The organism is Pseudoalteromonas sp. MMG005, assembly GCF_018101015.1.
Lineage (GTDB): Bacteria > Pseudomonadota > Gammaproteobacteria > Enterobacterales > Alteromonadaceae > Pseudoalteromonas > Pseudoalteromonas aurantia.
The window spans coordinates 101,573-126,057 of record NZ_JAGJEK010000013.1 but is presented as its reverse complement, the minus strand read 5'-3'; the positions used below and the strand labels follow the sequence as shown (position 1 = coordinate 126,057).

The 24,485-nt window shown below is 41.9% G+C and carries 20 protein-coding genes and 1 other RNA gene; 8 read left to right on the top strand and 13 right to left on the bottom strand.

Features of this window, described 5'->3' with window-relative positions:
* Positions 1 to 139: 139 nt before the first annotated feature.
* Entirely contained in the window at positions 140 to 1,771 is a 1,632-nt protein-coding gene (locus J8M01_RS11815; protein ID WP_210996698.1) for a FapA family protein, read from the bottom strand.
* 264 nt (positions 1,772 to 2,035) lie between these two features.
* Between J8M01_RS11815 and ssrA the strand changes: the two genes are divergently transcribed.
* Positions 2,036 to 2,392, top strand: a transfer-messenger RNA (tmRNA) gene (ssrA, locus tag J8M01_RS11810).
* A 200-nt stretch (positions 2,393 to 2,592) separates the two neighbouring features.
* On the opposite strand, the gene J8M01_RS11805 is transcribed toward ssrA, so the two are convergent.
* From J8M01_RS11805 to J8M01_RS11795, 3 genes are all read right to left on the bottom strand, one after another.
* Positions 2,593 to 3,567, bottom strand: a complete 975-nt coding sequence (locus J8M01_RS11805; protein ID WP_211058119.1) for a transposase — start codon at positions 3,565 to 3,567, stop codon at positions 2,593 to 2,595.
* A gap of 74 nt (positions 3,568 to 3,641) precedes the next feature.
* Entirely contained in the window at positions 3,642 to 4,391 is a 750-nt protein-coding gene (locus J8M01_RS11800; RefSeq protein WP_247671108.1) for a major capsid protein P2, read from the bottom strand.
* 190 nt (positions 4,392 to 4,581) lie between these two features.
* The gene (locus J8M01_RS11795) at positions 4,582 to 4,734 is read right to left on the bottom strand and encodes a hypothetical protein (protein ID WP_211058118.1); all 153 of its coding nucleotides are present in this window, start codon (positions 4,732 to 4,734) and stop codon (positions 4,582 to 4,584) included.
* 135 nt (positions 4,735 to 4,869) lie between these two features.
* Between J8M01_RS11795 and J8M01_RS11790 the strand changes: the two genes are divergently transcribed.
* The gene (locus tag J8M01_RS11790; RefSeq protein ID WP_211058117.1) at positions 4,870 to 5,844 is read left to right on the top strand and encodes a hypothetical protein; all 975 of its coding nucleotides are present in this window, start codon (positions 4,870 to 4,872) and stop codon (positions 5,842 to 5,844) included.
* A gap of 26 nt (positions 5,845 to 5,870) precedes the next feature.
* Here J8M01_RS11790 and J8M01_RS11785 read toward each other — a convergent pair whose 3' ends face one another.
* Positions 5,871 to 6,401, bottom strand: a complete 531-nt coding sequence (locus tag J8M01_RS11785) for a hypothetical protein (RefSeq protein WP_211058116.1) — start codon at positions 6,399 to 6,401, stop codon at positions 5,871 to 5,873.
* A gap of 881 nt (positions 6,402 to 7,282) precedes the next feature.
* Between J8M01_RS11785 and J8M01_RS11780 the strand changes: the two genes are divergently transcribed.
* Positions 7,283 to 7,450 (top strand): hypothetical protein, encoded by a 168-nt coding sequence (locus J8M01_RS11780; protein WP_211058115.1) that lies wholly within the window; start codon positions 7,283 to 7,285, stop codon positions 7,448 to 7,450.
* Positions 7,447 to 7,743 (top strand): hypothetical protein, encoded by a 297-nt coding sequence (locus J8M01_RS11775; protein WP_211058114.1) that lies wholly within the window; start codon positions 7,447 to 7,449, stop codon positions 7,741 to 7,743. Before J8M01_RS11780 ends, J8M01_RS11775 begins: the two co-directional genes overlap by 4 nt.
* A 132-nt stretch (positions 7,744 to 7,875) precedes the next feature.
* Here J8M01_RS11775 and J8M01_RS11770 read toward each other — a convergent pair whose 3' ends face one another.
* Positions 7,876 to 8,769 (bottom strand): LysR family transcriptional regulator, encoded by an 894-nt coding sequence (locus J8M01_RS11770; protein ID WP_211058113.1) that lies wholly within the window; start codon positions 8,767 to 8,769, stop codon positions 7,876 to 7,878.
* A 187-nt stretch (positions 8,770 to 8,956) separates the two neighbouring features.
* Here J8M01_RS11770 and J8M01_RS11765 point away from each other — a divergent pair, with 187 nt between their 5' ends.
* Both J8M01_RS11765 and J8M01_RS11760 read left to right on the top strand, forming a co-directional pair.
* On the top strand, positions 8,957 to 9,973 hold the full coding sequence (locus J8M01_RS11765; RefSeq protein WP_247671107.1) for an NAD(P)-dependent alcohol dehydrogenase: 1,017 nt from the start codon (positions 8,957 to 8,959) through the stop codon (positions 9,971 to 9,973).
* A gap of 247 nt (positions 9,974 to 10,220) precedes the next feature.
* Positions 10,221 to 11,147, top strand: a complete 927-nt coding sequence (locus J8M01_RS11760; RefSeq protein WP_211058112.1) for an endonuclease/exonuclease/phosphatase family protein — start codon at positions 10,221 to 10,223, stop codon at positions 11,145 to 11,147.
* A 57-nt stretch (positions 11,148 to 11,204) separates the two neighbouring features.
* Here J8M01_RS11760 and J8M01_RS11755 read toward each other — a convergent pair whose 3' ends face one another.
* The 3 genes from J8M01_RS11755 to J8M01_RS11745 form a co-directional block, all read right to left on the bottom strand.
* Entirely contained in the window at positions 11,205 to 11,975 is a 771-nt protein-coding gene (locus J8M01_RS11755; RefSeq protein ID WP_211058111.1) for a class I SAM-dependent methyltransferase, read from the bottom strand.
* A 115-nt stretch (positions 11,976 to 12,090) separates the two neighbouring features.
* A complete protein-coding gene (locus tag J8M01_RS11750) occupies positions 12,091 to 12,480 on the bottom strand; it encodes a MerC domain-containing protein (protein ID WP_211058110.1) in 390 nt (129 codons plus the stop codon).
* A gap of 116 nt (positions 12,481 to 12,596) precedes the next feature.
* Positions 12,597 to 13,949, bottom strand: a complete 1,353-nt coding sequence (locus J8M01_RS11745; RefSeq protein ID WP_211058109.1) for a hypothetical protein — start codon at positions 13,947 to 13,949, stop codon at positions 12,597 to 12,599.
* Between the two features lie 849 nt (positions 13,950 to 14,798).
* Between J8M01_RS11745 and J8M01_RS11740 the strand changes: the two genes are divergently transcribed.
* Both J8M01_RS11740 and J8M01_RS11735 read left to right on the top strand, forming a co-directional pair.
* Positions 14,799 to 20,252 (top strand): glutamate synthase-related protein, encoded by a 5,454-nt coding sequence (locus J8M01_RS11740; protein WP_211058108.1) that lies wholly within the window; start codon positions 14,799 to 14,801, stop codon positions 20,250 to 20,252.
* A 15-nt stretch (positions 20,253 to 20,267) separates the two neighbouring features.
* Positions 20,268 to 22,052, top strand: coding sequence for a sulfite reductase flavoprotein subunit alpha (locus J8M01_RS11735; RefSeq protein ID WP_211058107.1), 1,785 nt, complete (start codon positions 20,268 to 20,270; stop codon positions 22,050 to 22,052).
* A 21-nt stretch (positions 22,053 to 22,073) separates the two neighbouring features.
* Here the strand turns inward: J8M01_RS11735 and J8M01_RS11730 are convergent, their stop codons facing one another.
* The 4 genes from J8M01_RS11730 to cyoE are packed head-to-tail and all read right to left on the bottom strand — an operon-like array spanning position 22,074 to position 24,485.
* Positions 22,074 to 22,448 carry a hypothetical protein gene (locus J8M01_RS11730; RefSeq protein WP_211058106.1) on the bottom strand — a complete coding sequence of 125 codons (375 nt, stop codon included), beginning with the start codon at positions 22,446 to 22,448 and terminating at the stop codon, positions 22,074 to 22,076.
* A gap of 50 nt (positions 22,449 to 22,498) precedes the next feature.
* Entirely contained in the window at positions 22,499 to 22,996 is a 498-nt protein-coding gene (locus J8M01_RS11725) for a hypothetical protein (RefSeq protein WP_211058105.1), read from the bottom strand.
* Entirely contained in the window at positions 22,993 to 23,595 is a 603-nt protein-coding gene (locus J8M01_RS11720) for an SCO family protein (protein WP_211058104.1), read from the bottom strand. Before J8M01_RS11720 ends, J8M01_RS11725 begins: the two co-directional genes overlap by 4 nt.
* A 5-nt stretch (positions 23,596 to 23,600) precedes the next feature.
* The gene (cyoE, locus tag J8M01_RS11715; protein ID WP_211058103.1) at positions 23,601 to 24,485 is read right to left on the bottom strand and encodes a heme o synthase; all 885 of its coding nucleotides are present in this window, start codon (positions 24,483 to 24,485) and stop codon (positions 23,601 to 23,603) included.

Genomic DNA, 24,485 nt, shown 5'->3' with positions numbered 1-24,485 from the left:
GCCCCGCACTTCCTTATCCTGACAGAAACAGATCTAAACCCCACATCACTTTGCGCTTATAAGCGCCAACAACAAAAAAGCGCCTTATCGGCGCTTTCTTTCAAACAGACTTTAAACTCAATTTACATTTAAGTACCCTTTAAGTACTAAAGTGCTGCGTGATTTTCCCTTCGTCGAGCTTGACCATGTTGGGTGGGTAAATACGCGTAAATTGCTTACTATCAACAGCAATAGTTAGCTCAATACCTGGATGCATCAACTCATTGACCTTTATCCGGCTCGTTTTAACAAGACGTGCCAATTTTTGCTGCACTAGTCGCATATTTCGCTGATTGCGCTTGTAATGCTGATTCAATTGCTGTTCGCTCATTTCTAACTTTTTCAGAAATGCATCTCTTTTAGCTGTTTTCGGCGATTTATTGGCCTTTATTTTAGCCCGGGTTATTTCCACAACCTTATCTGATAAACGTTTTTCAAACGTCTTAAACTCTTCTTGTTTTTCTTTTAATTCATGCCAGTTTTGGGCAATTGAAATACGTGTTCGGGTCCCTGAAGGCGCACCTAATTCACCTGTTTCAATTCTAAGTGCATTTAAAACGTTGCCGCCGATGAGCTTACCGCGTGGTTTTTCACCTTTACCAATGCGTATTAAACGCCGAGACATTAAATCACAGTGCAATACTTGGCGATCAACCAATAAATCCTGACTTGTTTCGATATGGCAATACTGAGCATAACCAACTGACACTGTACGTGAAGCCTTAATATGACAAGAGAAATCTTCCCCTTCACTGCGCTTTCTGCCAATTGCACCTTGCATAATGGTAATGGCACTCGCACTTTCAAGTATTGATGACTCAACGAACCCGATAACCGTGATGTCGCCGGTCGCTTTTACACGCATACCATCTTTTACATCACCGCTGACAATAACACTGCCATCAAATTCAACGTGGCCGGTGGTCACATCAACACAGTCGTAACACAATACATCATCTACACGCATACCTCTTGGCACAGCAACAGGCACACCTTTAGCATCAGCAATCAATACGTTGGGATCTTTAGGGTGAAGTTTGGTGCCTTCCATAACTTGTAATTCAAAATCGCGGCCTGGCTTAGGATCCAAATCGTCCCCAAATACCGTATATCCTTTTTCACCTGGGGTTGCCGGAACGCGTTTCATCAAGGGGCTGCCAGGGCTAACTGTAATAATGGCCCCTAAGTCCCGCATGTCTACTTTGCCGCCGTCTTTTGTTTGCGGGCTCAACACTCTGTCTTGCGCTGTCATACACAAACGTACAAAACGCGCATCGGTACCATCTTTTGCACGCACACCATGGGCAACTATTTCTTCGTACACCATACCTGCTGGCTGTTCAAACTGTTGCCCTAAGAATTGCTCCAACACATCTTGATTAATACCCCGCTTAACACCAGCATCTGCCAACGCTTTCGCAGCCTTATCAACCGAGACCATTTTACCACCACAAGCAACCGTGATCCGAGCTTCCGCCACCATATTGGCATCGTCAACACGAATTGCGATTGACGCATCAATCGCTTTAGCAACAGCTAATGAATCTTGATCGCCTATTTCTGTAGCAGAAAACAGCTTACCTATATTAGCATGAATTATTTCACAATCTGCATGTTCAGATTGCTCCAATAACTCAACTAATTGAGAGGCACTCGCCGGAAAACCCGACTCAACAGGATGAGACAACAAATAGACATAGCCTAAGTCTTCATCAAAACGAAACAACGACATGAACTTTTTCCCAAAGTATGTGCATAGAATTCTTATTCTTATCATGCAAAGCAACAGCTCCATTTGAGCACAATGGACCCATAATGTTAAGCAGTAACTGTTACGAATTGCTACAAATTATGAATGATTGTAAATGCGACTTACGGATAACTTGCACATAAATTCGCCAACCAGTTCATATTAAATAAGTTATCGGCAAAAGTAGCTTGAGCTTGAGCATTACTTTCCGCTATACTGGCGTTCTTCACTGAATGAACATATTCAGGGGCTGATTAGGATTCGACGGGATTCCAGAAGCCTAAGGTGCATGTCGAGGTGCGGCTGGCCTCGTAAAAAAGCCGCAATTAATGTAATCGCAAACGACGATAACTACTCTCTAGCGGCTTAATAGCCCGCTAGCACTCCTCCATGAAATTCTTGTGGTTCTGGTTCTGGAGTGTCACCCAACACAAGATCGCTACGGAAACCCTGGCCGGGGTTGAAGGGCTAAAACCAAGCGGCCTCGCCTTTACTTATCGTGTACGTCCGAGATTTAAAGGTTAACCAAAAGACGATACTAAACATGTAGGACCGAAGGTCGACGCTTTCCGGACGGGGGTTCAAATCCCCCCAGCTCCACCACTTTAAAGTGTTATAAAACAGCCTGTTAGAGAGAAATCTTTAACAGGCTTTTTTGTGTCTGCTACGCAGTGTCCACATCTTGACCACATTACTTTTTACAGACATAAAACCAACAGAAAATACGAGTTTTCAAATTAGACTCTAGCATTCCGCTCTCCTCTATTAAATCCAAGGCGGTCGACATCAAGTAACCTAAAAAATTAAGCCAGTAATTTTTCACATTGCTTGTAATTAGCGCGCCGTTTTATTTCTAGGCTCGCACAATAATTATCTAGCTTTTGAGGTCGCCCTACTGCGCCATGAAATACTTTGGTAAATTGTGTGGTGAGTTTTTGCCAGTTTTCTGGGGCTATGTTGAGCCTGTCTAAAATTGGGGAGTTGATTGGGTTGATAGCGCCACGTTTGTCTGTTCGCATACATCTGCCTGTTAGCTCGACAAGTTCTAAATACGACTTTAATTCAAACGGTATACCTTTGGGCATGTGCTTTCGGGGGCTACCTACAAAACGTGCCAATTGTTTAGGCTGCTTGCCCTCTTTGGCATGTTCACAGCGGGTTTTTACACTGGTGTAGTCTGAGGTTTCGGGTGTATCAGCCATTTTGGCTCTAACTGGGTTTAAATCAACATACGCCATACAGGCAGCCAGTGCCGCTTCATCAAGTAAGGCTTGTGATTTAAAGCGCCCTTCCCAAAATCGACCCGTACAGTTATCTTCTTTATTCGCTTTTCGAGCAATGCTTTCATTCAGTACCCGCATAAACCAACTGATACTCGCTAAACGTTCTCTAAAATGTTCAATGTCTTTATTTAAAAAGTATTGCTGCGCTGAGTCTAGCCGCTCACCTTGAAGGAACTTATGAGACAGTATGGTGCCTTTAAACAGCTTATGCCATCTGATGATAACCGCTTTATTACTCAGTCTTTTAGCTTTTATATCATCTACATAAAGTACAATGTGAGTATGGTTACTCATCACCGCATATGCACACACATCAATACAAAATACTTTAGCAAGTTCCAGCAGTTTGTCTTCTATCCACCCTTTTCTGTGCTCATACGATTGCCCTGTTACCTTATCTTCACCACACAAATAAGCACGGCGAACACACCGTGAAATACAATGGTAGTATTTGGTATCAGTTAAACTCACTTGTCTTTTTCGTGCTGTAGCCATGAGAGAATTGCCTACTTTTCAAGCTGAATTTAAAGGTAGGTGATGAATGAAAAATAGTCAACTTTGCATGGGTGTCACTTAAAATTGTGTGCCAATGTTGGTACTGCGCCATCGCTTCCAAAGCCAAATAACGTAAAATCTAACAAACAATAGCCTTCTTGCAGTTCAACATTGGCTACACGCTGTAATGCGTAATCTAAATCAGCACGTGTAATGGTTTCGATTGTTTGCGAACCACGTTTAACTTTAATTTGCGCAATTTTCACTTCTGATTCATCAAACAAAATACGTTGCACAAAACGGTTTGCACCTGTGTTTGGCATTTGCCAAGTATGATCACCTGCCGCACCCGAAATTTGAGTTAAATCGTACATAGTCGGTTTAAAAATACGGCCATAGTTATCTGTATCAGTGACATATGCTTTGGCTTTTAAGGTTGGGCGCTCAGGGTCGTTAGTACCCCGTGAACCAAACTCAATTTTTAGCGTTACATCGTCATTCAGTACTGTAACTAACTGAGTCTGATAAATACCCGCAGGTGTGCGGTAATCAAATTTAGAAAGGTCAACAACAAAGCGGCCTGTTTGCTTATAGCGCTTATAGAACGAGTCCATTAAGTCTAAAATCTCGTTAGTACGAGTTACTACAGGCACACCACCAATATCTATGGTGATTTTTTTAATTGTTTTTACGTTTTTCAGGTTCGTTTCAAGTTCAATACTGTGATATGTCACACCCGCCTGAAGCTTAATATTCCATTCTTCGTTATAATCCGTTCCTGTCGGAGACGGTAACTGTGTTCTTGAAGGTCTTGATATATTCATAGTCGATTACCCGATCACGTCTTCAACTGCGTCAATATTGTTTGATGCATAAACTACTACCGCAGCAATAACCGTTGCGATACCTGCTGTAATTAAATGTGTTTTCATTGATTTACTCATCCGTTTTAACTTCCTTGTTTAGTACTTGCTTCGTGAAACATTGCCCCAAATACGCGGGGTACGGTTACGCTTACGCCGCTGGGCTTTGCGCTGTTTTTTGGCTTGCAGCCGTGGCGTTAATATTCTTGCTCTTCCGAACATGTGCTCGTCCTTTTGCTAGTTTGCATATAACAAACACAACGGCGGCAGAGCTTGCAGCAGTTACTAGATATATTTGATTCATTGTTCTGGCGTTCTCTCGTTACGTTGCTTTGTTGCTATTTAACGTAGAGGTGGCGTTCGGTTAGCGTCAATTAAATTTGAGGGGGGTAACCTAATAGGTTAAATTAACAGAAATTTACATTTACAAAGGAATCAAATGTCGTTTCAAGATGCTCAAGGGATTATCAACTCACTAAAAGAGCGTATATCAAACCCTTTTATGTTTACATACTCTTGGCTTTTTATTGTCTGCAATTGGAAAGCTGTCGGATGGTTTCTATTTGAGCCGTTAACTTTTAGTTTAAAGTTGCAACGTTTCGAGTATACAAGTTTGGAGGTCTACCTTTTAAAGCCTCTGATGTTTACCTTTTTGTTCTTGGTTATAGCCCATGCTTTAAATAACTTCGCAGAAATATGTAAACACTTTTGGGACTATTTATATGCCAAAGTTCTCATGTATTTAGGTTGGAAAGAGTTTGTGGACAAAGAAACTCATAACAAATTGCTTGACGAAAAACTGAAGATTGAAGGTGAGATTAGGCAATTAGCTCTTGAGGTTAGACGCGCAGAAGACTCAGAAAAAACCTACCTAAATAAAGTATCAGAACTAAATATACAAGTTGGAAAGTACCAAGAACTAATCGAGGCAAATCAAACTAAACTAACGATATCGGAGAACCAAATAGCAAAATTAACTACACAGTTAGAAAAATATGAAAATTCTGAAGTTCCCACCAACCCAACGAAAACTCAAGAAGAAACAAATCAGTCGAATGTTAATGATACTCTTGGCAAATTATTCTTCGACAGCATAGGTTACGAGCCAGAAGACACAATAAATGTTTATAGAAACAGGATTCATAACTTTTACTTACATAATCAATTCCTTCATGACAACCAACGGATTCTTGTTGCACTGTTCGATCATTCATTGGATGAAGATGAGCCTGCTTTTATAGAAAAGCTTTACGGAAGTACAGATATAATTAATGATGATCAATTGAAGTTTCAATTACCAGTAGAGGTTGAAAATTACACACTTATGATTCAGCTTATAGAACCGTCTGCAGCAAATGGGAATGATATACCCATTTTTTCAAACTGTTACTACCTGAGAACTTCCCAACAGTAAAGCCGCACTAAGCGGCTTTTTTGTTATTACGTATAAGCCAATGTGTGTTTACTAGCGAAGATCCCTTGGCTAGATTTTATAAACAATATTTGTAGATAATTGGTACTTGCCAATTTATCACAGGTAAGTGCAATCGTTACCACTATGAAAATAATGAAGCCTACTAGAAAGGATGATATCGGTGAACGTTTAAAATAAAGAGATATGCACGACAATATTATTTTAAAAAACCGTTCTTTTTGGCCCTCTGACATTTTATCGATGCTAACATTGACTCGATTTGCTGCAACCGTTTCAAATTCATCTAGGTAGCTAGGAGCGAACAGACCTTTAAGGGCTTTTATAAAAATCCGAGTGAATACAAAAGGTACCATTGCTAAATCAAACATAACAAAGACCTGCTGCTTAATCTTCTTTGGCACATCACTCGAGCCTAAATAATCGTCTACTTTAGATGCTAGCTTCTCTCGTTGATAAAGCGCAAACCAAGTGACAGCCAAATGGTAAAGTGAACAAATTGCGATGAATATTGTGATGCTTTCTAAATCAAGTTTCATTTCTTGTTTCCTTACTTTGTGAAGCCATTTCAGCCCTTTTCAATAAGCGCCTCATTCTATATTGATGATTCATTATATGATTTCTTTCTTTAATTTTAAGTTCATAACTTTTATTGAGAAAGTTCAAAATCAGCTTTGAAAACATAATTATAAAAATGAGTATTGCTGAATAGCTAAGCTCTTTTGGTAATTCATTCATTAACTTTATGCTCTTGAGCATATAATCTACATCCTTGCGTAAACAAAAAGTTAATGTACTCTATATTGCGCCTAATTTACTTTCAACCAAATGCTGGTTCTTTTACCCAACTATTTGCCCCGAAAATAAAAATACCAATATTAATCTCATTAAATTCATATAGTTAAATACTAATCCAACTGGCTTTCAAATCCCCCCTGCTCCACCACTTTAAAGTGTTATAAAACAGCCTGTTAGAGAGAAATCTTTAACAGGCTTTTTTGTGTCTGCTATTTCTATTACAAATCACAATATGCTAAGTTTAATCAACGCACACTTCCCCTCTAAAGTTAGGGTGATACACATAATCGAGTTCAGCAATTTAGGTATCTCTCAAAGTCAATTTTGAATGCATTGAAACATAAAGCTAAAAGAGGAGGCGTGCGGCAATAAACCGCCGAAAATTTCAACTACGGGCAAGCTGTTGGCAAAAGCCCCCTCTCCTTTATTGCCAACCATAAAATCATCCAAGTAAACCACTTTCTACGCGCTGTTATCATATTTAATTAAATCAGATAGTGAGTTTTTTCTGCGACTACAATTTAAAGGGGCACACGTAATTTTACGTTTAAACAACAAAACGTGTACAACTGGAACGGCTATTACCTATTAAAATAGAGATAAGTCAATTTAAGGATATGAAATGATTAACCCTATCGGCATTACAAATTACCAGTCAGTCTCTGCGACACAATCAAGTCAATATGTGCAAAAGCATACTGCATCTGAGATGAGCGATAGCCACGTTGGATCTGCTAATTCATTGAGTTTCCCTGAAAGAACACATGACTTCATGACTTCACAAACATGACACTTGAAGAGCAATCTAAAGCGGCTCAAGACCTATATGATCAAGGGGTTATTTCAATGGGCGAGCATGCTTTCATGACCGGGAAATATGGTTTAATCGAGCATGGTGGTCAATTGGGTGGAACGACGCTTGCACAAGCAAAGAGTGAAAAAATCAATGTAATTGACACCATGAAAGACAACCTTGCCGCCGTTAACAGTCAGGCTGGTGGCGATTCTGAAGTGGTAAAAAACTATCATTCCCTGATACGAAAGCTAGAAGTATATCAATTTGGGTTGAATGCGAGCGCCTAACTGCTTACTGTTAGTTTTTCTAGCTGATAACCGCTTATTACATACCTAACTACTTGATCAATAAACTGGTGCTATCTTCATCATATAAAAAGTTTACAAAGGCCATTATAAAACACGTCACTTCGCCTGTTCTTAAATGCTTTTTGATTCTGCAATCTGTTTTATCTGAGTAATTAACCATTTATAGAGCGGGTCATGTGTCACTTTAGGGTGCCAAGCAACAACTGCATCAAAACCTGGCGGATATTGTGTGAGTTTAATTGCTCTAAGTCGGCTATCAGGCAACATTCTACTGGGAATAAACGCGATAACATCTGACTTGTACACGTATTCACACAACATGGTAAACGAGGGTATTGAAGCAACAATGTTTCTATTCACGTGATGACGCTTAAACCAATCAGTTGAGGAGCCTCTTAAGTTGGGTCGTGATGGCGACACAATGACGTGTTCATACTGATTTAAGTCGGTAATGTGAGCGAGGGCTATTGGCGCGTTAGCCGCGCTCGATACCAGTTTATATTGCTCATTAAAAAGCGTCTCACAAGGCAAATTATCAGACAAAAACTCAGGGATCGTGATGGCTAAGTCAACATCACCCGCTGTTAATGATTGTGTTAAAGTTTCAATTTCTAACTCTGTAATGATCAGTTTTATCCCTGGTGCTACTCGCCTAATATGGCTAAATAGCGCTGTGGTGATCACTTGCTGCGCATAATCTGTGGCTGAAATGACAATCGTTTTATTGATATTTTTGGCGTTAAATTCTTCAGGTTGAACGCTATCTTCTAGTGCTTTAACAATGTCTTTCAACATCAATCCTAGTTTTATTGCTTTCGGAGTAGGTGCCACACCATGCCCATGCCGCACGAACAATGTATCTTGGAAAATATCTCGCAATATTTTTAGCTGTATACTCACCGCTTGTTGACTCACATTGAGTGATTCTGCAACTCTACTGATACTCTTTTTATCAAGTAACAGCAGCAATAACCGCATTTGTCTTACATCCAACTTTTCTAACATAGTACCAATTTCCCGTTACTCGCCATCCGACAAAAACAATTATTTACTTGTATATAATACAACATGCACAACATATCACTAGTATCAATATTTATCTAAAATGAGTGCCATCTTGTTTAGAACGATGTCGGTTCTAGCCAATAACAATTTCCGTATTTATCAAATACAACTTTTGTAGGAAACTTTAATGATGCAATCTATAAAACTAAAAACCCCCGGCGGCTTAGAGCATATTTATGTTGCCAATGACCTTGAATCAAATGCCCCAGAAAAAGGTGAAATTAAAGTCAAAATCCACGCCAGCTCACTAAATTATCATGATTATTTAGTTGCCTCAGGTGCAATGGAAACAGCACAAGGTCGCGTATTGCTGTCTGATGGTGCGGGCGTTGTTGTTGCTGTTGGTGAAGGGGTAACGGAGTTCAGCGTGGGTGATAACGTGGTCTCAACTTTTTTCCCGCAATGGCAATCTGGTCAGGCAAATGCCGACGTCGGTAATTTTAGCCAAACACCAGGCGATGGTGCAGAAGGTCTTGCAGCAGAGTATGTGACACGTTCAACCTCGGCATTCACGCTTGCACCACAAGGGTGGAGCCATGAAGAGTCAGCAACCATAACAACGGCGGGTCTGACTGCATGGCGCGCTTTAGTGACAGACGGCAATTTAAAAGCAGGCGATACCATAGTTACCCTAGGTACAGGCGGCGTATCAATTGCGGCATTGCAAATTGGTAAAATGTTTGGCGCCAAAGTTATTGTAACTTCATCATCAAATGAAAAAATCGAAAAAGCCAAAGCGCTTGGTGCATTTGCAGGGATTAATTATAAAGAACACCCTGAGTGGGCTAAAGAAGTGTTAGCAATCACTCATGGTAAAGGGGCTGACCATGTGATTGAAGTCGGTGGACCAGGTACACTAGCGCAGTCGGTTGAGGCCGTTGCCGTTGGCGGTAAAATATCATTGATTGGTGTTTTAACTGGATTTGCAGGTGAATTGCCAATCGGTGTGCTCATGTTTAAACAAGCGCGACTACAGGGAATGCTAGTGGGTAGCCGGAGTGACCAACAAGATTATGTTAGAGCATTGGAAAGCAATAACGTCCGCCCAGTTGTTGATAAGGTGTTTAAATATGCAGAACTTGGTAAAGCCTTTGAACATCAAATCAATGGTGCACACTTTGGTAAAATTTGTGTTAAATGGTAGCTAGATAAATTCTCGCCAGCGAGAACATCACATTCCCACTGGCGATTAAACGCTGTAAATCGTCCTAAGTAATAGGCAGTCATAGCGTATCTTTCAACAAACCTTGTAATAACCAATTTACTTAAACTCGGAACATTTCGCATTCCCCGCACTGTGTGTTACCGCTTCGTGCTATCTATCGCAACCCATTGCATTTTACGTGATGGTATAACAAAATGTTTTTACCATAAATTATTGAACAACACACATGAACACACCGGGATTCAAGCACCTAATTACAGGGCTCGTTTGCAGCTCAGCTTTACTTGGCTGCCAAACAGTTACGACTACGACCAGCACACAAACAACAAACGACTTAGTGGTGGCTACGTGGAATATTGAACACTTAGCAGCGCAAAATAATCAAGGTTGCAAAGGCCGAGAAAACAGTGATTATGCAGCACTCACCGCTTACAAAAACCGCATCGACGCGGATATATATGCACTACAAGAAGTCGGTTCCGTGGCTGCCGTACATAGAGTATTTGATTCAGCTGACTGGCAAGTCTTCATCTCTAATAGGGAGGATTCGCCGAGTTATACATGCCGAGGCAGCGAGCAATCGTCAACCCAACAAAAAGTCGCGTATGCTGTTAAAAAAACCATTTCGGTTAAAGCCGTTACAAACCTTGATGCGCTTAGCGCTCCTCAGTTTGGGCTACGTCATGCGCTGCAGCTTAATATCGAGCATGCAGGACAGCCGTTATCTTTAATTAATTTTCATTTAAAAAGTGGCTGTTTTGTTGATAACTATTTAGACAGCGACCGCAAAAGTTGTGGCATATTGGCTCAGCAGGCGAAGATTTTAAGAGATACACTTAGCAAGCAACAAAAAAGCCAGCCTAATTTGGTATTGCTAGGCGATTTCAACCACCGACTAGCAAACACGAACAACCGTTTGCGTGCTGATTTAGGGTTCACTCAGTCGGTGAACGAAAGCCTATGGGTTAATACCACTGATAATGTGCAGGGATGCCATCCAAGGTATCCTGCCCCTATTGACCATATTATTATATCGTCGTCATTAGTGCAGCATCTTGATAAACCAAAATCACAGTTTCACTACTTTGAAGATATGACCCAAAACAACATGCTTAGCGACCATTGCGCTTTAACGTTACGCTTTAATTTTTAAGAGGAAGCTGGTCCAACGTCTGCGTTTGGGCCAGCATTGGCAAAATACTGGTTTATACTATGGCTTACGTGCTTTTATAGCGTAAATTAAAGGGACTTGCTGCCCTTTGTGCTGCATTTGATAACGCTTTTCTGCGACCAGCTTTAGTCCGTCAAAACAATCATAAGGGCTATATGCATGCTCTTCAAACAGCTCTATTATCAAACCTGAATTGATCAGTGCGCTGATCACACTGCTCAGTGAATGTGGCCAGGTGATCACTTTAGACACTTGTCCATCACAATTTTCAGTGTATGTGGTTTCTTCTTCAATATCTGGTTCACTCTTTGGGAAATAAGAGTATCCAGACAACAAATCATTAAACGTATGAAACTCAACTAAATGAAACTCCCCACCGCACTTTAATGCGTTAACAATCCCTCGTGCCCAATGGGTTAAATCTGGTAACCAACACAAAACGCCGTAGGAAGTATACACAACATCAAATTGCTGAGTATTGGTGTCACCAAAGTGACATACATCATCACACACAAACGTCGCATTAAGGCCTAGTTGTTCATTTAAAGTTGTTGCTTCATGAATCGCGGTTGATGACAAATCAACGCCAGTTACATTTGCCCCTAACCGCGCTAAAGATAATGAATCCAGTCCAAAGTGACATTGTAAGTGCAGAAGGTCTTTACCTTCCACATCTCCTAACTGATTTATTTCAATATCATTGAGCGACGATTGCCCGTGTATAAAACTGTCTACATCATAAAACTGTGACTTAACATGCAGCAGTGTTCGTTTATCCCATGTTGCTTTGTTTACGTCTAAATAGTTCATAATCGACTCTTTTAATAAAGCTAAAACGTAAGTTAGTGATTGGAGTGATACCACTCATCTATTCAAAATAATCAAAAATTAACTAAGCGCCAATTATTTGCGACAAAATAATAAATCAGGTACAAGGGACCTTTGCACACAAACGATAATTACGAATATGGCAAGCGATTATTAATCCAGAACCTATCAAGGTAACCACCCGCTCCATCATCTCCCCCAGCACATCATGACCAAATACAACAGCAAACACCAAACAGCTCAGTCCAGTTAAACCTACAATCAATACATGCCATGCTTTATGCCGCTTGCAGCCAATACTGAGTGCGACGAAACTTATCACCAGTGCACCGCACACCAAATATTGATGAACAGTCTCATCAGCTAGAAACCCCAACCCTACTGAAGGTACTAGTACCAATAATAGTGGTAAAAATATACAGTGTGCTATACAGAGCATTGATATGCCGATAGCAGTCTGATCCATCAGTTTTTGTGTGTATTTCATCGCTGTTCACCTTACGTGTATGATTATAGGGTTAACCCAAGCTGTTTTGCTTGATGTAAAAAAGCCCGCTGAGCGGGCTAAACTTCACAGGGTAAAAAACTTAGTGTAATAAGGCCTTAGTGGTCATGCCCAACTGATTCTGTGGCGATGCCTAGCCATAATAATTTCTCAGGCACAATGTCTAGCTCAAAAGTCCGTGTCACTTCGCCGCTTTCTAAATCGATTGCAACAATGTGCTGACTGATAGGGTCGCTAACATACGCCACTTGTTGAGACTGAGAAAGTGTCATAACAAAGCCATGTCCCTCTGGCATTTGCGTTAGTTCTGCACTACTGATTGTAATGTTATGGGCTTTTTCCCAATGATACTCATCATCGTGTTGATGCCCTTCAAATACACTCATCACACCAGCACTGTCCATCAGCACAAAATGCTCTCCTTCAGCGCTAAAGTAAGCACCAACTAAACGGGCATCATCACTGGCTTGCCATTCTATTTTTTCTACTGAATTGTTACTTGGGTCAATGGCATATACACCTGCGCGGCTGCTGCCTATAAATAAATCTTTTTCAGGGTGCCCACGTAGCATCCCGATACGCTCACCTTCAGCAAACTCTTCTGAATTCATGATTTTTTCATGTGTGAATTCATTATCATGTGTGTTAATAACCACCACACCGTCTGCACATGCAAACGCAACCAATTCACTACTTTGTGCACTGCCATGCAAACTTGGGCAGTCTACATCAAACACTTTCTCTTGGTCAAAATGATCCCCGTGGCCGTGAAATAAGCCAATTTTACTGGGTAACATTGAGTCACTTTGTTCATCTCGAATCGTACTGATTAAATACTCACCCACCGTTTGCATTGCACCATGTTGATACGTGCTGTAATCAAGTGTTGAAAAATCACGATTGTTATTAGCGATGTTGGATTCATTGAATACCATTACTTGGGCGTTTTGATTTGTATCTTTATCACCATCGTAAAAAACAACACTATTGTGTTCACCCGCATTTACGTGAGTTGGCTTAACCCCCTGTAGCGCAAATTCAACAACACTTGGTGCTTGTTCATATGGGTGTAGATGGTCACCATGATCTTCTTGCCATTGACCCCCGTCAACAAACTCAACAATACCCGCATCGCGCTGCACCGCCATAACGTAGCGATGATGCTCTGTTGCATATAAATATTGTGGGTACCCGGTAATACCTATGCTCTCTAAGTGCTCACCATCTTTTGCTGCAATGACTGACAACACATTACTCTGATGTGAAGAAATCACTAAGCGGCCTTCTATGCTGATCTCTGTATGATCGTGGCCAGCATCACCCTTTCCATCTTCTACACTTTCACTTGGTAGGTTTACAACCGGGGTCAGAGTATGTTGTGTATCGCTACCGCAAGCTGAAGTTAATGCAGCAGCAACCATAGTTGCTAATAACTTAAGTTTTATATTCATCTTTTTCACTATCTAAAAATATTCAAGAGTCTTATATCGATAAAAGGTTGGGCGCCCATCGAACTTTCGATATGTTATACTGTAACAAAACAAAAAAGCAAGTAGTTCTTTCTAAAGTTAAACTCGTTAATGACTACACTCGAAAATGAACGGGTCATTAAACAAAACAACTCATTTACATTTAAAAAGGGTACTGTATACTTAAAATTCACATTTTGCGCAGAAGGATCTGGCTTCATGAAACTAAAAATAAAAATCAGTTACCATAAACATTACCGATGTGAAATGATGTCGTAAGCAACAGAAGGCGATATTTTATTTAACAAAAGCAAATTGTTGAACTGGGCTTTGTTAGATATGGGAAGTGGTTTTTTATTAATTCTCCCATTATGCGCCACGATTAAAGTGGCGCATTTATATGCAGCTCCGATACCTAGCAGCCACATTCGTAAATCAACATTCATTGTAAAAGTTAAACGAAAAGTCGTGATATATTTAACATTGAAACGACCCACGTTCCATTTATGCTCATCGCAAAAACAGCATATCTATATTTAGCAAATTCAGTGAGAAACTCTTCATATAGATTCATGATTTATACTTATGAAAAAAATTCAATTCATAGATAACTTTTAAACCAATCAAAAATAATACTTTAAAAACAACAGGTTAAAAATAAACTTCACAAAAATTAATTAAATTAAAATAACACAAAAACGAATACAAATATTTATCATTTGCATAAATATACATTGAACATTAGTTTGGATGACCTGCTTAAAAAATGTGTAGTTCAAATTAAGTGCTTGTTATGCAATGAACTCACCCGTTTAGTAAATTGGGTACTCAATGAAAAGATATTTATTTGATAGAAATTTAGAGCATTCGAGCTGTGGCGTTGGGTTTATTACCCATAAAAAAAGTAAGCAAACACATCAATTGTTAGAACATGCTCATCAAGCGCTTTGTCGTATACCTCATAGAGGCGGTATGAATGCAGAAGGCATTGGTGATGGTGCTGGGGTTAATATTGACTTGTCGCTTAACTTTTTCAAAAAAGTCACCGGCAACGCCACATTACAAATCGGTGAATTTGGGGTAGCCAACTTTTTTTACCCCAAAGAACTTACGCACCACAACAAAGCCACTCAATTAATTGAAAACACACTGTCGACCTATAACTTACCCATTGTCACATTTCGCACCATCACAACCGATGAGACCGTGCTTAATCATGCTAGCCAACAAGCACAACGACAAATCAAACAAGTCGTTTTTTTTAAACCAAGCCAGTGTGATAGCCAGACTCAATTTGAAAGACAGATCCATCAAGCTCTCCATGACATCGAGCATGTTGCTTTTACTGATCCTGAACTCAGTGGACTCTACCCCTTGTCGATGAGCAGCCGTACTCAAGTATTGAAAGGCCGTTTAAATAGCTGGGAAGTGATCCCTTATTTCACCGATCTAAGTGACGTAGATCATCAGGTTCATACGTTATTCTTTCACACTCGGTTTTCAACCAATACCGCGCCAAATCCTATGTTTGCGCAACCTTTTAGACGAATGGCCCACAATGGCGAGCTTAATACCGACCGAAAAAACCGCCTAAGTGAAGACGCAATCGCCAAGTCGCAAAATAAGAAAATCATTACTCCAATTGGTCAATCAGACTCTGCACGTTTAGACCAAACATTGGAAAGAAGAGTAATCGAAGACAACTTAGAGATTGATGTCGCCGCATTAGCCATGATGCCGCCCGCTTGGGAGAATGATAGCGACATGCCAACCTCAGTGAGAAATATGCTTGAATATTTTTCTTTATACGAAGAGAAAAATGACGGCCCCGCAGCACTCATTTTTGGTGACGGGATTAAGGTAGGCGCACGACTCGATAGACTCGGACTGCGGCCTTTACGGAGTGTCGAAACATCTGAATACTTAGTGGTGATGAGTGAAGCAGGTCAAATAGATTTTGACCCCAACGACATCATACGCCGCGGCCGCATTGAAGCCGGTGGCATGATTGTATTTGACCATAGTACCGGTGAAATTAAAGAAACCCAGCAAATTTTAGAACATTTAGCTAAACAGCAAGATTATGCCGCGCTACTGAGCCAAGTAAGGGTTAACTTATCCGACTTGCCGATACCGCCATTACAAACAGTGAAGCAACGTTCTTCACTGAGTACCAGCGCACAACATGTGGCATTTAGTTTAAATCAAGAAAGCTTTAAATTTATGCTCGATCCCATGTTATTAAATGGGGCAGAAAAAATCTCTGCCATGGGGTATGGCTTGGCTCCGAATGCCCTCAACAAAGATGAAGGCGGCCTATCTCGATACTTTAGCCAACGGTTTGCACAAGTAACCAACCCGCCGCTCGACAGCATTCGTGAAACCGATGGCATGACACTGCGTGTGGCACTGGGTCCAAAACCCAATATTAGCCCAAATAGTCATAAACAAATTGTATTAGACTCTCCTATTTTACTGCCACAACATCTGCTCGCCCTTGAAAAGCAAAGTGCGTTGCGTATTAAAACCTTACCCCTGTTATTCAACATCGACTTATACAACAGCAATGAGCATAGACTGCTTGATGCGCTAGAAACCCTCACTGATCTCGCTGAGCAACAAGCCCGCGAACAAGTCGATATTATCGTTTTAAGCGACGAGCACATTTCGCATAGCCAAGCCGCTATTCCGGCATTACTAGCCATCGCCAAAATTAATCAGCGGCTGATAAGTCGAGGGCTACGCTTTACCACCAGCCTTGTTTGCCATACCGGACAAGCAGTGAGTACACACGACATCGCATGCCTGCTTGGCTTTGGTGCCTCTGCGGTATGCCCACTCACGGTATTAAATCGTGCCACTGAATTGTTCGATAGCCCAACCGATGTGCAGTCAGCCCTGCTGAAATTTAAAAAGGCCGGCGAAAAAGCGTTAATGAAAACCATGGGTAAATTTGGCTTATGTACTGTAGAAAGCTATATTGGCGGTGAATTTTTCGAAGCCAACTTTATTGATACCCATGACCCAGCTTTAAAGGCTATTTTCCCCAATATCCACTCCCCCGTGGGAGGAGCCCAATTTAAAGATTTGGTACAAAGCGTTGAGTACTGGCATAAAAAAGTCCCCCATGTTCAATCTGAAAACCAGATCCCTGTACTCGGGTTATTCAAAGAACGCGCTCAAGGAGCAGGTCATAGCTTTGGTATAACTGCGGTTCGTGAATACATCAATATGACTGAAGAATCGATTCAATATCTCGACGAATCACAACTTGAGTCACAAGATCAACAAGTCATATTACCGCAAGATGAGGGGTATCGAGATTTAGGCTACGACGCACGCAGCCCTCAGCAAATAGATGACTTTACCATCACAGATGCGTATCGTGAATTTAGTCAAAACCTTTACCTTGAACGCCAGCATCGCCCTGCTGCACTGCGAGATATATTAAGCCTACCGATTCAAATCAAAGCAGATGCATCAGAGCAAACTCTTAAAGAGTGCTTTAAAAACATATCAGTGTCAGGATCATTTGCCCTTGCCATAACGGGGCTCACGGTGCACCGTGAGCGCTCCAATGACATCGCACAACATTGGCATATCGCATTCGACCCTACTGGTAACCTCCAGAGTTTAGAAGCTGCGCTCATAGACGTATTTTCCAAAGATATTTTCACCCACAGCATAGTAAACTCACATCTGGCTATCGCAGTGGTAAAAAATAGTTTACTCGACAGGCTATTAGCGAAAGTCATCCCGGCTCGCACGGCAATATCCGTAGCAAAGGTTCAACCAGCACACCAAATCACTGCCGCTTTTGCTTCTGGCGCTATGAGCCATGGTGCTTTAGTCGAAAAGGCTCACCAAGCGGTAGCGCAAGGCACCAATATTGCGGGCGCAATGAGTAACTCGGGTGAAGGTGGCGAAAGTGCTTCGAGGTACAACACTGTAAAAGCCAGTAAAATTAAGCAATTTGCCTCTGGCCGATTTGGTGTCTGGACAGGCTACCTTGCCGACCCAGCCTTACAAGAAATCGAAATTAAAATAGGCCAAGGCGCAAAGCCCGGCGAAGGAGGTCAACTTCCCGCACATAAAGTCAACGTACAAATAGCCGCTGCACGAGGTGGCACGCCAGGGGTTGAACTCGTCTCTCCACCGCCACATCATGATACCTACTCGATTGAAGATTTAGGGCAGCTCATCCACGATGCCAAAGCCGCACATGTCAAGGTCGTCGTTAAACTGGTTTCATCTGAAGGAATTGGTACCATTGCGGTTGGCGTTGCCAAAGCAGGCGCTGATGTTATCAATGTTGCAGGCAATACAGGCGGTACTGGGGCAGCCCAAGTGACCAGCTTGAAGCACACTGGTCGAGCCGCCGATATTGGTATTGCTGAAGTCCATCAAGCACTCGCTGAAAACGGCTTGCGAGATAAAATAACCTTACGCTGTTCTAATGCCCACCAAACGGGGCTCGATGTGGTCAAATCGGCCATGTTAGGCGGTGACTCATTTGAATTTGGCACTACGGCTCTGATGATGCTCAAGTGCGTGATGGCTAAAAACTGCCATCAAAAATGTCCTGCGGGGCTGACAACCAACCCTGAGGTTTATCAAGGCGACCCGAGAGCATTAGCACAATATTTTATGAATGTTGCGCACGAAACCCGTGAAATATTAGCGCGCCTTGGCTATGTGTCTTTACGTGAGATACGCGGAAAAAGTAATTTATTACACCTCATTGCGCATCCCATGATGGTCGGCCAATTAGATATGACGGCCATGCTCGCGCCAGTAGAGCCCATAAAAATTGCAGCGCCAGTGTACCTTGAAGCAAACTTTGATCACGACACGCAGTGGCTCACACAGCTGAAACAACACTTGTTTGATAACCAAACTGAATACTTATCTCTGCCTCCCATCGCTCTGAATAACTGTAACAAAACAGTTGCAGGGCAACTGGCGATTGATATCGAGCGAACCCTAAATTATCACGTAAGCGATGCGACCATTGCCGCTCATCCTGCAATGTATAGGTTGAGTAATGGCAGAGTCGTGTTAAAAAGTAATACGCTCTCGTTGCATACGTATGGCTCAGCAGGCCAAAGTTACGGGGCATTTTTGAACACTGGTATGCAACTTCAACATACCGGTACTTGCAATGATGGTGTAGGTAAAGGCATAAGCGGCGGTCGCATACAGATCACAAGTCCTGTTTCACATGTAAAACAACCACTGACCAACAATGTACTGATCGGTAACTTTGCATTGTTTGGCGCAACCGGTGGAGAATTGTTTATAGAAGGCCAAGCAGGCGACCGTTTTGGTGTGCGTAACTCAGGTGCCGTTGCCGTGGTGGAAGGGGTTGGTGATTTTTGCTGCGAATATATGACCAATGGTTCAGTGGTTAACTTATCTCATTACGGAAAGAATTTAGGCAATGGTATGAGTGGCGGTACCGCATACCAATACGATCCAAGCGGCAATATTGTCACGCAGTGCAGCCAAGACAGTGTCGTTGCTTTGCGCTTAGATGAACAAACGCCCTTGTGTTTAGGCCATGAAGCCGCGCTTTTGTATCATTTAGAATGCCATATTGATGCTACCGGCTCTACGCTCGCCCAATCACTTATTAATAACTGGGCTGAGCACAAGACGCATTTTTATGTCCTGATCCCAAAAACACTCTATAGCTATCATTGCCCAAATAATATTGTGGACGCTCATGAGCGCAGAACCATGCTTGAAGAGCTCTCTCAAGCTTGGGCAAACCGCCTATTAAAAGAAGCTCAAATTGCATATCAACACAACGAAAACGACGGTAAATACCTATTTGATGGCCAATTACCTGATTACGGAGACCGAGACACGAGTCTCATTTATCAATATGTGATCTCAGCGGGTGTATTTCATCGCGCCCATGAAGCTGCAAAAAAGTCAGCTTCACAGTCCACCGCGCATGCTAGCGAAGACAGCGCCAAATACTTGGTCACGACCCTTGATCGAAAGTTACAAGAAACACTGGTGAAAGATACCAAAGAGGCATTAGCCAGCTACGAAAGCGATGCGCTCAGCTGCTTACTCGCACAAAAGCGCGTGCAAGACTACAAAGACGCGTTAGAGCGCCGCGAGGTTTGGGATAGTAATGCGTTTGGTACCAGCGTTTGGATATTACATCGCGATAACTGTGTCCAAGAGGCACTGCGTCAACATCGACCATTTGAACAACTGCTCGCGACCCATTTTTGCCATGTGCTAGTTGAAGCAATCCGCGCAACAGCATAAGTAAGGAAAAGTATTATGACACACTCAAATAACACCCAATTAGTCCCCTATTTACCAGAAAATATGCCATTCAATGATGACCAAAAGCAATGGCTCGGTGGCTTCTTAGCGGGTTTACATAGTCGCTTATTAATAAAAGAAGAAACGGTTGCGCAATCAGTTCAGCCAGCCATGCACATTAAACCACTCACCATAATTTATGGATCGCAAACCGGTAATGCTGAAAACCTAGCTGAAGAAGCCGCACAAATGGCCAAAAACCATGGATTGTTGGCTTCGGTATTCGATATGGATGATATCTCTGTGGCACAGTTAAGTGAAGCAGAGCGACTATTAGTGATCACAAGTACCTACGGTGATGGTGAAATGCCCGATAACGCACAATTATTGTGGGATGAAATAAGTGCCGAGTCGGCACCGTCATTTGCATCAACCTACTTTTCCGTTTTAGCATTGGGTGACACCAATTATGATGATTTTTGCATTGCCGGCATTCAATGGGATGAACGCTTAGAACAACTGGGTGCTACCCGAGTCGCACAACGTATAGATTGTGATGTGGCCTATGAAGCCCCAGCTGAACAATGGATGGCTGAAGCACTGCCCACAATCGCGCAAAAAGTCAGCAACTCAGAGCAGCAATCAGCGCTCACTCCTGAGCAAAAACCTAAAAAAAATAAAGCCAAATTTAATAAAGAGTCACCACTACAGGCTCAACTATTAAGCAAAACGCGGTTAACCGATGAGTGCTCAAGTAAAGAAACCATTCATTATGAACTCTCTTTAATGGGCTCAGGTGAACACTATGATGCTGGCGATGCCCTTAATATTGTTGCCCACAATAGTGCCACACTCGTTAACGACTTACTCAGCGCACTGAATGCCAGAGCAGAGCAACATGAAACCTACAATGGTAAAACCGAACAGCTAGAATACATATTCACTGAATTACTCGAAATTCGCCAGCCCAGTAAAGATCTCATTCATGAAATAGCACGTCAGAGTAGCTGCCCTGAACTACTTTCCCGACTGGGCGACAACCAAGCCATGAGTGATTATTTATGGGGTGTTGACACGGTTCAGCTGCTCAAGCGTTACCCAGATAGTGCTCTTTCACCGGCACAGTTTATTCAGCTAGCAAAGCCGATGGCACCCAGAGCCTATTCCATTTCATCGAGTCTCAAAAAGCACCCTGATCAAGTACATTTAACCATTGCCAGTGTGAGGTACGAAAAAGGTGAACGTCAACACAATGGGGTTTGTTCAACTTACTTAGCCGACCTTGTAAAAATAGGAGAGCCAGTGACTTGTTATTTTTCGGCCAACAAACACTTCTCTGTACCCAATGATTTAGCCGCGCCCATTATTATGATTGGGCCAGGTACCGGTATTGCACCATTTAGAGCATTCCTAGAAGAGCGAGAGGCCACACAGGCCACAGGAGATAATTGGTTGTTTTTTGGTGATCGAAATGCAAAAACCGATTACTTGTATGAACAAGAGTTAACCCAGATGCAACAAGATGGCCTATTGACGCGATTAGACTTGGCCTTTTCTCGTGACCAAGCAGAAAAAATCTATGTACAAGATAAAATGCTAGCACAAGGTGAAACCCTATTTAACTGGCTCGAACAAGGAGCATATCTGTATGTCTGTGGAGATGCCTATAAAATGGCGAAAGACGTTGATACAACGCTGCAGAGCATTATTCAGCAGTATGGTCAGTATGATGAAAGTCAAACGCAAGAATACATGGCCAATTTGAAAAAACAAAAACGCTATGTGCGGGACGTTTATTAAGGAAAGGAAGCAACCTTTACGTTAAGATTTTAAGCGTAAAGGTTGTTTAAGCGGCACCACATTACCACCGAGTTTTGGAAACACATGACTAATTTGCTTGTCTAACTTAGTGAGTTCGGCAATGCATTTTCCTTGCTGCTTTTGACAATTTTCACAGCGACTATATTGCAATACAATACTATTTCTCAACCACAGTTGTAAGTCAGCAACACATTGAACATCGCCATAACGAATACATACTTGCTTTACTTTGTGGCAAGCATCAAGAAATGCGGATAAGTGGGCATACTCTGTTGGTGTGTGTTTTAAAATCATGGATTTAACACTGAGTTCTGAATTAGCATGATCAAACTCTTTTTTGTATGCATCGATTTCTAACACCAATCGCGTACTCATAAATCCCTCACCTCAGTTATTAACGAAACTCGTCATCCGTAAGGGCCACGCTAGGCCCCGTTTTTATGGCGACTTACTAAACAATATGACCCGTCTGAAGCATCACTCAACATACCACTCATACTGGTATCTCTTTGGTTTTTAAACACCATCGTATTACTGTTTAACTTGCCTTGATATTGCCATTTTTTAAATACTTCCTCGCGCACCAAAATACACGGAGACTTTACGGTAAACGTTTCTTGAAATGTCACCGAGCACTGGCCTTGAATATCTTTAGTGGCCGCATAAACCACATGGCTCTGTCTGTCTTTGTATTCGATCACCCCAGAAACAAAGCTGCTGTGCAGTTGTTTGCTCTGACTGTTTAATTCAAGTAACCGATGTTTATTTAGCCCAATGGTGTTTGTCGCAAGCTCTATCAGCTGCGCAGCACACACCGGATTAGTTTTAGCCGCTAATACTTTTTTCATAGAGGTTTTTGCAAAGCTTTGCACACTTATCATGCTACTTGTCAGCATACTAACCAATAAAATCAAACGGTTCATAATAACTCTCTAATTTGCGCCGCTAATTCATTCGGGGTCGTGGTATGACTCATGGCCGTGATCAACTTGCTGGATTTGTCTACAATATAAAACCGTGATGCATGAGACACGGAATACTCCATAAATGAGTCACTTAAATTATTATTATCGTAAAACACACCATACTGACCACTGACCGATTTAACTTGCTCTACCGTACCAGTAAGCCCCAAAATATCGTCATGAAAATAGGCTGTATATTCTTTTAATTCAGCAGGCGTATCACGCGTTGGGTCAACCGTCACGAATAACCCTTGAATGGCGTTTGGGTGACTCTTTTCGAGCCGCATCATTGCGCCGGTTAAAACAGCAAGTGAATTAGGACACACTTCAGCACACGATAAATAGCCAAAGTACATCACCACAACTTGCCCTTTAAAATCATACAATGATACGGGGCCTTCACTACTTTGTAAGGTGAAGTCCCCGCCGAGCTCTGCAAAGGTCTTTTTCGGTTGATTAAAGTCTTTACTGGTTGTTGCTAAATAGAAAATCACTAAGCCAATAACCCCCAGTACGCAACTGAGTAAAAATAATCTCCGTAAATTATTCCCTTGCATATGTATTACCTCACCGTGAGCAATGTTTGTGGTGCAAGACTGACAAAGTCCAGCGACATAAACACACTCAATGATGTGATAGCCAATATTGACACCACAAATACACGCTTTGCCCATATGTGTTGTTCATAACGACCAAAGTCAACAATGGTAATGGCTAACCACACCACACCAATCAGTAACGTTGAAACAGCGTATAACGTCCCCACATAATTAAACACAAACAATGCCAATGCCATCAACGTAAACGCGACAATATAAGCCACCATGTGCTTACGCGCTGACTCAATACCGTTAACCAATGGTAATACCGGTATATTGGCCGCTTTATAATCTTCAAAACGGTAAATAGCAATGGCATACGAATGTGGAATTTGCCATAAACAAAATGTCAGTAAAATAACCAACGCCCCCACATCAAACTGTGCTGTCACCGCGCAGTAACCAATAACCGGTGGGCATGCGCCTGAAATACTACCAATTAAAGTACCGTATACCGATTTGCGTTTATAATGCAGGCTATACAGCCCAACATAAACGGAAAAACCGATCACAGCAAATAGCACTGCCATCCCCGTAGTAAAGTACCCTAAAGTACCAAACCCAATCACACCCAGTAACGTGGCATATAGCAAAGCGCCATTAGACGTAATGACCTTTTTTACCAAAGCTCGGTTCTGCGTGCGCTGCATGAGCTTATCAATGTCTTGATCTATCACATTGTTAAATACACAACCCGACGCGATTACGGCAGAGGTACCAATACACACAGCCAAAAAGGCCACGAATTGAAAATCACCTTGTGCAGCAAGAAAATAACCTGCGACAGTGGCAATTAAATTGCCCATGATGATCCCAGGTTTAGTTAGCACTAAAAACTCTTTGAACAT